The following is a 7,551-nucleotide window of genomic DNA, read 5'->3' as shown; positions in this document are numbered from 1 at the left end:
GCCTTGTTATAGGAGGGCCAGTTAGTGATTTTAAAATTTTGTTTTGCCATGGAGACCTGATTTTGAAACAACTATGGTGATCTGATCCGATGATTACCCAAACTTTCTATTTATTCAACAAAGCCTTATTGGGGGTTTATTTTCTCCTATTTCGAATTTTTATGGAAATTAGTCTGTTTTGCGGCTTTGGCGAAGGATGATAAAAGGCAAAACAGCGGGTTTTTCCGCACTTTGGTTGCCTTTTCATTCTGTTGCGCGTGAAATAGGGGAAAAATGATTATGGAATGCCGCTATGCTGGATAAAATCGATCGTGCGCTGCTTAACCTGTTGCAACACGACTGCACCTTGTCGTTGTAAACGCTGGCCGATGCGGTGCATTTGACATCGACCCCCTGCTGGAAACGTCTAAAACGTCTGGAAGAAGAGGGCTATATCCGTGCTCGCGTTGCGCTGCTGGATAACGAACGTCTGGGGCTTGGGTTGACGGCTTTTGTGTTATTAAAAACGCAGCAACACAACAGTGCCTGGTATGAAAAATTTTCCCAGGTGGTGTCGGATATGCCCGAAGTATTGTCATTTTATCGCATGGCGGGAGAGTACGATTACCTGATGCAGGTTCAGGTCGCCGACATGAAAAGCTATGATAATTTTTACAAACGTCTGGTCAGCGGCATTCCTGGCCTGATTGATGTGACCTCCAGCTTTGCCATGGAGCGGATAAATCACACCACCGCACTCCCGATCGTGCCATGATGGATCTCCTCTCTGAGATTCTGCCTTCGGGCCAGCGCAAGCGCTGTTCAAAACGTTAAGGTTTTGTCCTGCAACCCGAATTATTTCGGGTATAAATGATGACGCGCATAAGCTTTCTGTATAATGGTCCTGTGATGTTTCGCAGCCCTTTCTGAAAAATGGAATAACAACAGCGTGCGACTTTTTGCTCAATTGGCCTGGTATTTTTGTCGAGAATGGCGGCGATACCTCGGGGCCGTGGTTCTTCTTATTATTATCGCCATCCTGCAACTGCTGCCACCCAAGCTGGTTGGGGTGATTGTGGATGGCGTTACGCGCGATGTGATGCCCGCGGCGACGGTGATGAAATGGATCGGCGTGATGCTGCTGATCGCGGTTATGGTTTATCTGTTGCGTTATGTGTGGCGCATCTTTTTGTTTGGCGCTTCATACCAGTTGGCTGTGGAGTTGCGCGACGATTTCTACCGCCAGTTGAGCCGCCAGCATCCTGCCTTTTATCTGCGCCATCGCACCGGCGATTTGATTGCCCGAGCAACCAACGATGTCGATCGTGTGGTGTTTGCTGCTGGTGAAGGCGTGTTGACGCTGGTGGATTCCATGGTAATGGGATGCGCGGTGTTGGTTGTAATGAGTACTCAAATCAGCTGGCAGCTTACGCTGTTGGCGCTGTTGCCGATGCCCATCATGGCGTTGGTGATCAAACACTATGGTACGCAGTTGCATCAGCGTTTTAAGGGCGCACAGGCGGCGTTCTCTTCGCTTAACGATCAGGCGCAAGAAAGCCTGACCAGCATTCGCATGATTAAGGCCTTTGGGTTGGAGGATTATCAGTCGAACCGGTTCGCGGCAGTGGCTGAGGATGAGGGGCAAAAAAACATGCACGTGGCCCGGGTAGATGCGCGTTTTGATCCAACGATTTATATCGCTGTCGGTTTCTCGCATTTGCTTGCCGTTGGCGGCGGCAGTTGGATGATTATTCAGGGGACGTTGACGTTAGGGCAACTGACCAGTTTCGTGATGTATCTGGGCCTGATGATTTGGCCGATGCTGGCGCTGGCGTGGATGTTCAACATCGTGGAGCGCGGGAGTGCGGCTTACGGGCGTATTCGCCAACTGTTGAATGAAGTACCGGTGGTGGCAGACGGCGATGCATTTCTGCCTCAGGGCCGCGGTAGCCTGGATGTTGATATTCACACCTTTGCTTATCCGCAACAATCGCGCCCGGTACTCGACCGGGTGGCGTTCTCGCTCGCACCGGGCAACATGCTGGGACTGTGTGGCCCCACCGGTTCCGGTAAAAGCACGCTGTTGGCCTTGATCCTGCGCCATTACGATCTCGATGACGGCGAGATTCGCTTTCATGGTCTTCCGCTTGCGACGCTGAATCTGGATAGCCTGCGCCAACGTTTCGCGGTGGTCGGGCAAACGCCATTTTTGTTCTCCGACACCGTGGCAAACAATATTGCACTCGGGAACCCCAGCGCCACGCTGGCGCAGATTCAACATGCTGCGCGTCTGGCCAGCGTCCATGACGACATTACGCGCTTACCGCAAGGTTATGAAACCCAAGTGGGGGAACGCGGCGTGATGCTCTCCGGTGGACAAAAACAGCGTATTGCCATTGCGCGCGCGCTGCTGTTGGACGCGGAGATATTGGTTCTTGATGATGCGCTGTCGGCGGTTGATGGGCGCACTGAGCACCATATTTTGCAAAACCTGAAACGTTGGGGAGAGAAACGCACCCTGATTATCAGCGCGCACCGGCTTTCGGCCCTCACTGAAGCCGACGAAATTCTGGTTTTACAGCAGGGTAGCGTGGCGCAGCGCGGTAGCCACGTCGCATTAGCGTCGCAAGTCGGATGGTATCGCGACATGTTTCGCTATCAGCAGTTAGAGGCGGCGTTGGATGAAGAGTCGGTCAAGGGAGAGATGGCAATTGACTAACGCAAAGCGGTTATGGCCGACGTTGAAGCGGCTATTGGCGTATGGTTCCCCCTGGCGGAAATCCCTGATGTTGGGCGTGGTGATGCTCTGGGTGGCGGCCGCTGCCGAGGTGGCTGGGCCCGCACTGGTAAGTTATTTCATCGATAACCTGGTGGCAAAAGGCAATATTCCTCTGGCTCTGGCAGGAGGCTTGGCGGCGGTTTATATCTTGCTGCAATTGTCCGCCGCACTATTGCATTACGTGCAATCGCTGTTGTTCAACCGCGTTGCGGTAGGGGTAGTGCAACAATTGCGTATTGATGTGATGGATGCTGCGTTGCGTCAACCGCTGAGTACCTTTGATACGCAGCCGGTGGGACAACTGATTTCCCGCGTTACCAACGATACCGAGGTGGTGCGCGATCTGTATGTCACCGTGGTTTCCACCGTGCTGCGCAGCATGGCGCTGATCGGTGCCATGCTGGTAGCCATGTTCACACTCGATTGGCGCATGGCGCTGATTGCCTTGATGATCTTCCCCGCAGTGGCTATTGTGATGGCGGTCTATCAGCATTTCAGTACGCCGATTGTGCGGCGTCTGCGCCGTTATCTGGCAGATATTAACGATGGTTTTAATGAAGCGATCTCGGGGATGGCCGTGATCCAGCAATTTCGCCAACAGTCACGGTTTGGTGAGAAGCTGGGTGCTTCAAGCCGCGCGCATTTTCAGGCGCGGATGCAAACGCTGCGTTTGGATGGCGTGCTGCTGCGTCCGCTATTGAGCCTGTTTTCCGCCATGGTGCTGTGTGGGCTGTTGATTCAATTTGGTTTTAGCTCGGTGGGAACGGTAGGTGTTGGCGTGCTCTATGCCTTTATCAGCTATCTGGGGCGTCTTAACGAGCCGCTGATTGCGCTGACCACCCAGCAGTCCATGTTGCAGCAGGCGGTGGTGGCCGGTGAGCGTATCTTTGAACTGATGGATGCGGTGCAGCAGTCCTACGGCGATGATTCGCGCCCGTTAGCGGCGGGCAGCATCGAGATGGACAACGTTTCTTTCGCCTACCGGGACAATCAGCGCGTCCTGAACCATATCAGCGTGCCGGCGCGCGGCTTTGTGGCGCTGGTGGGGCACACTGGCAGCGGCAAGAGTACGTTAGCGAGTTTGCTGATGGGGTATTATCAGCCGGATGAAGGGGAGATTCGGTTGGATGACCGTCCGCTGACGTCGCTATCCCATCAGGCATTACGACAAAATGTCGCAATGGTGCAACAAGACACCGTGGTACTGGCGGATTCACTTTATGCCAACGTTACGCTGGGGCGTGATATTCCTGAAGATGAAGTATGGCGCGTGCTGGAGATTGTACAACTCACTGCGCTGGCAACGGCACTGCCCGAAGGCATACATAGCACCATTGGCGAGCAAGGCAATACGCTTTCTGTGGGACAGAAGCAGCTTCTTTCTCTGGCCCGTGTGCTGGTGAAACCGCCCAAAATACTGATTCTCGACGAGGCGACGGCCAACATTGATTCCGGTACCGAGCAAGCGGTTCAGCGCGCATTGCGTCTTATCCGTCGTCACACCACGTTGGTGGTGATTGCGCACCGTCTTTCCACTGTGGTCGAGGCTGATAACATACTGGTGCTACATCATGGTGAAACGGTGGAGCAGGGTACGCATGAGCAATTATTGCAACGTCGTGGGCGTTACTACCAGATGTATCAACTGCAACTGGCTGCCAGCGAGGATGAACCCGTTTCCGCCATCTGACCAAAGGCACACTGCCTGTTGCGCTGGCTTTTTATCCGCGCACCATCAACAGGCAGATGATTTTCATTTTTCCGTCCTATGCACCGCAATTACGCGTAATGCACCAAATTGATGCATTGCGTGTGCGCAACATCACATCTTTATCCTTTCCTTTTACTTCTCCAGGCAGGTTCCACGTTATTTCCCTGTGCAATTATCGGTTCCTTTCATTTATGGCACAGCCTTTGCTTTATCCCAGTCGTGAAGGTTATTCGAAATGGTGGCTGGCGTAAGTCTGAACTTAATTGGTAAGGGGAAGATAATGAAACTGGTTACTGTGGTGATAAAACCATTCAAGCTGGAAGATGTGCGTGAAGCCTTATCTTCTGTCGGCATCCAGGGGCTCACCGTCACTGAGGTGAAGGGATTTTGACGCCAGAAAGGCCATGCCGAGCTGTATCGCGGTGCTGAATATAGCGTCAACTTTTTGCCGAAAGTGAAAATTGATATTGCTATCGCTGACGATCAGGTTGATGAAGTCGTTGATGTGATTAGTAAAGCGGCTTACACCGGTAAAATTGGCGACGGTAAGATTTTTGTTGCTGAACTGCAACGCGTTATCCGTATTCGTACGGGCGAAACTGACGACGCCGCACTGTAATGCTCGCTGACGAAAAATTGGGATGGATGAAAATACGTGTCTCTTCATTATTAGGCCTTGCCGCCGCAGCGTTACTTCCGTCGCTGGCAATGGCCGCTGATACACCGGCAATCGATAAAGCGGACAACGCTTTTATGATGATTTGTACCGCGCTGGTACTGTTCATGACGCTGCCCGGCATTGCGCTGTTCTACGGCGGCCTGATTCGCTCTAAAAACGTGCTCTCCATGCTGACGCAGGTTACCGTAACGTTCGCTATGGTGTGTGTGCTGTGGGTTATCTACGGTTACAGCATGGCTTTTGCGACCGGTAATGCCTTCTTTGGCGGCTTGGATATGTTCATGCTCAAAGGCATTGAGCTGACATCACAATCCGGTACGATTTATCAACTGATTCACGTCGCTTTCCAGGCTTCCTTCGCGTGCATTACTGTCGCGCTGGTGGTGGGTGCGATTGCTGAACGTATCCGTTTCTCTGCGGTGCTGATTTTTGCCGCTATCTGGCTGACGTTCTCTTACCTGCCGTTGACACACATGGTCTGGGGCGGCGGTTTCCTGGCGGCTGATGGCGCTCTGGACTTCGCAGGCGGTACTGTGGTGCACATCAATGCCGCTGTTGCGGGGTTGACCGGTGCTTATCTGCTGGGCAAACGTGCCGGCTTCGGTAAAGAAGCCTTCAAACCGCACAACCTGCCGATGGTGTTTACCGGCACGGCTATCCTCTATATCGGTTGGTTCGGCTTCAACGCAGGCTCTGCCGCTGCTGCGAACGAAATTGCCGGTCTGGCATTCCTGAACACCGTAGTCGCGACCGCGGGTGCGATTCTGGCGTGGGTTATCGGTGAGTGGATGGCGCGTGGTAAACCTTCTCTGCTGGGTGCGTGTTCCGGTTGTATCGCAGGCCTGGTTGCTATCACGTCAGCCGCGGGAACCGTGGGTGTGGGTGGTGCGCTGATCATTGGTCTGGTCGGTGGTTTCGCTGGCCTGTGGGGCGTAACGGTACTGAAAAGATGGCTGCGTGTGGATGACCCGTGTGACGTGTTCGGTGTGCACGGCGTGTGCGGTATCGTTGGTTGTATCCTGACGGGGGTATTCACCTCTGCTTCTCTGAGCGGCACGGGCTACGCGGAAGGCGTTACCATGGCGCATCAGGTTTGGGTACAGCTGTTCAGCGTGATCGTCGCGTTCATCTGGTCCGGTGTTGCTGCCTTCATCGCATTCAAAGTCGCAGACCTGGCCGTTGGCCTGCGTATGCCGGAAGAACAAGAGCGTGAAGGCCTGGATGTTAACAGCCACGGCGAAAACGCTTACAACCAGTAATTTCTACACGATATACAAAACGCGGGCCAAGGCCCGCGTTGTCCTACTCACACCGTCATTCCCGCGAAAGCGGGAATCTCTTACCCGCTAAATGCGTTTATTCTTATAGAGATCCCCGGCTTTCGTCCGCGTTTTTTGCTTAGGATTGAGGATAGTGAGCAAGCCATCTCTTTTTAAGACGCATCATGTCGCCGCATGACCCCTTCTTGTACCGTTGAGGCCACCAGAATCCCGTCCCGAGTGTAGAACTGCCCACGAACAAAGCCACGGGCACTTGAAGCTGATGTGCTTTCCACGGTGTAGAGCAGCCAGTCATCAAGGCGGAAAGGGCGGTGGAACCACATCGAGTGGTCAATGGTTGCGACTTGCATACCCGGTTCAAGGAATCCGACGCCGTGCGGTTGCAATGCGGTGAGTAGGAAATTGCAGTCCGATGTGTAACCCAGCAGGTATTTATGAATGCGCTCGTCATCGGGCATGGTGCCATTGGCTCGGCACCATACGTGGCGCACGGGTTCATCCACGTGGCCTTTGAGTGGGTTATGGAATTTTACCGGACGCATTTCGATGGCACGTTGTTGCAGAAATTTGTCACGAAACTGTTCAGGCAGTAAATGTACCATGCTCTGCGCAATCTCTTGTTCTGAAGGCAAGGATTCTGGCCCAGGGACTTCAGGCATGGTGTTTTGATGTTCAAAGCCGCTCTCCTGGCGTTGAAAAGAGGCGGTCATAAAAAGATAAGCTTACCGTTTTGGATGGCGCTGACACGTCGCGCGCTAAAACTGTTGCCATCGCGCAGGTTCTGCACATCGTAGACAATGGGTTTTCGGCTGTCTCCCGGCAATAAAAAGTAGCTGTGGAAGGAGTGCAACCCTCGACCCGCTTCGACGGTCTGTTTGGCCGCATACAGTGCCTGACCGACCACCTGCCCGCCGAACACCTGGCGTAGCCCTAAATCTTCGCTTTGTCCCCGGAAGAGTCCTTCCCCAATCTTTTCCAACTTCAGCAATTCGAGAAGATGGGCTTTGTTGAATAAATAGAAAGTTTGGGTAATCATCGGATCAGATCACCATAGTTGTTTCAAAATCAGGTCTCCATGGCAAAACAAAATTTTAAAATCACTAACTGGCCCTCCTATAACAAG

General features: G+C 53.1%; 4 protein-coding genes and 2 pseudogenes. 5 read left to right on the top strand and 1 reads right to left on the bottom strand.

The genetic code is table 11. From position 1 onward, the window contains the following. Window positions 1–361 precede the first annotated feature (361 nt). The 5 genes and pseudogenes from ACTBDZ_RS12835 (at window position 362) to amtB (ending at window position 6,407) form a co-directional block, all read left to right on the top strand. Complete coding sequence (locus ACTBDZ_RS12835) at window positions 362–754, top strand: Lrp/AsnC family transcriptional regulator (RefSeq protein ID WP_438815602.1); 393 nt, start codon at window positions 362–364, stop codon at window positions 752–754. 174 nt (window positions 755–928) lie between these two features. Next, the gene (locus ACTBDZ_RS12830; protein WP_438815601.1) at window positions 929–2,698 is read left to right on the top strand and encodes a SmdA family multidrug ABC transporter permease/ATP-binding protein; all 1,770 of its coding nucleotides are present in this window, start codon (window positions 929–931) and stop codon (window positions 2,696–2,698) included. Further along, on the top strand, window positions 2,661–4,448 hold the full coding sequence (locus ACTBDZ_RS12825; RefSeq protein ID WP_438815600.1) for a SmdB family multidrug efflux ABC transporter permease/ATP-binding protein: 1,788 nt from the start codon (window positions 2,661–2,663) through the stop codon (window positions 4,446–4,448). The genes ACTBDZ_RS12830 and ACTBDZ_RS12825 overlap by 38 nt, the downstream gene beginning before the upstream one ends. Before the next feature lie 301 nt (window positions 4,449–4,749). Continuing rightward, window positions 4,750–5,088: pseudogene (gene glnK / locus ACTBDZ_RS12820) on the top strand (P-II family nitrogen regulator). 26 nt (window positions 5,089–5,114) lie between these two features. Next, window positions 5,115–6,407, top strand: a complete 1,293-nt coding sequence (gene amtB / locus ACTBDZ_RS12815; RefSeq protein WP_438815599.1) for an ammonium transporter AmtB — start codon at window positions 5,115–5,117, stop codon at window positions 6,405–6,407. Window positions 6,408–6,580: 173 nt separating this feature from the next. On the opposite strand, the pseudogene tesB reads toward amtB, so the two are convergent. Then, a pseudogene (tesB, locus tag ACTBDZ_RS12810) lies at window positions 6,581–7,464 on the bottom strand (acyl-CoA thioesterase II). Between the last annotated feature and the right edge of the window lie 87 nt (window positions 7,465–7,551).

The sequence above is a fragment of the Symbiopectobacterium sp. genome (assembly GCF_051710365.1).
Lineage (GTDB): Bacteria > Pseudomonadota > Gammaproteobacteria > Enterobacterales > Enterobacteriaceae > Symbiopectobacterium.
The sequence above is the reverse complement of the archived record's forward strand: the minus strand, read 5'-3'. Positions and strand labels throughout refer to the sequence as shown.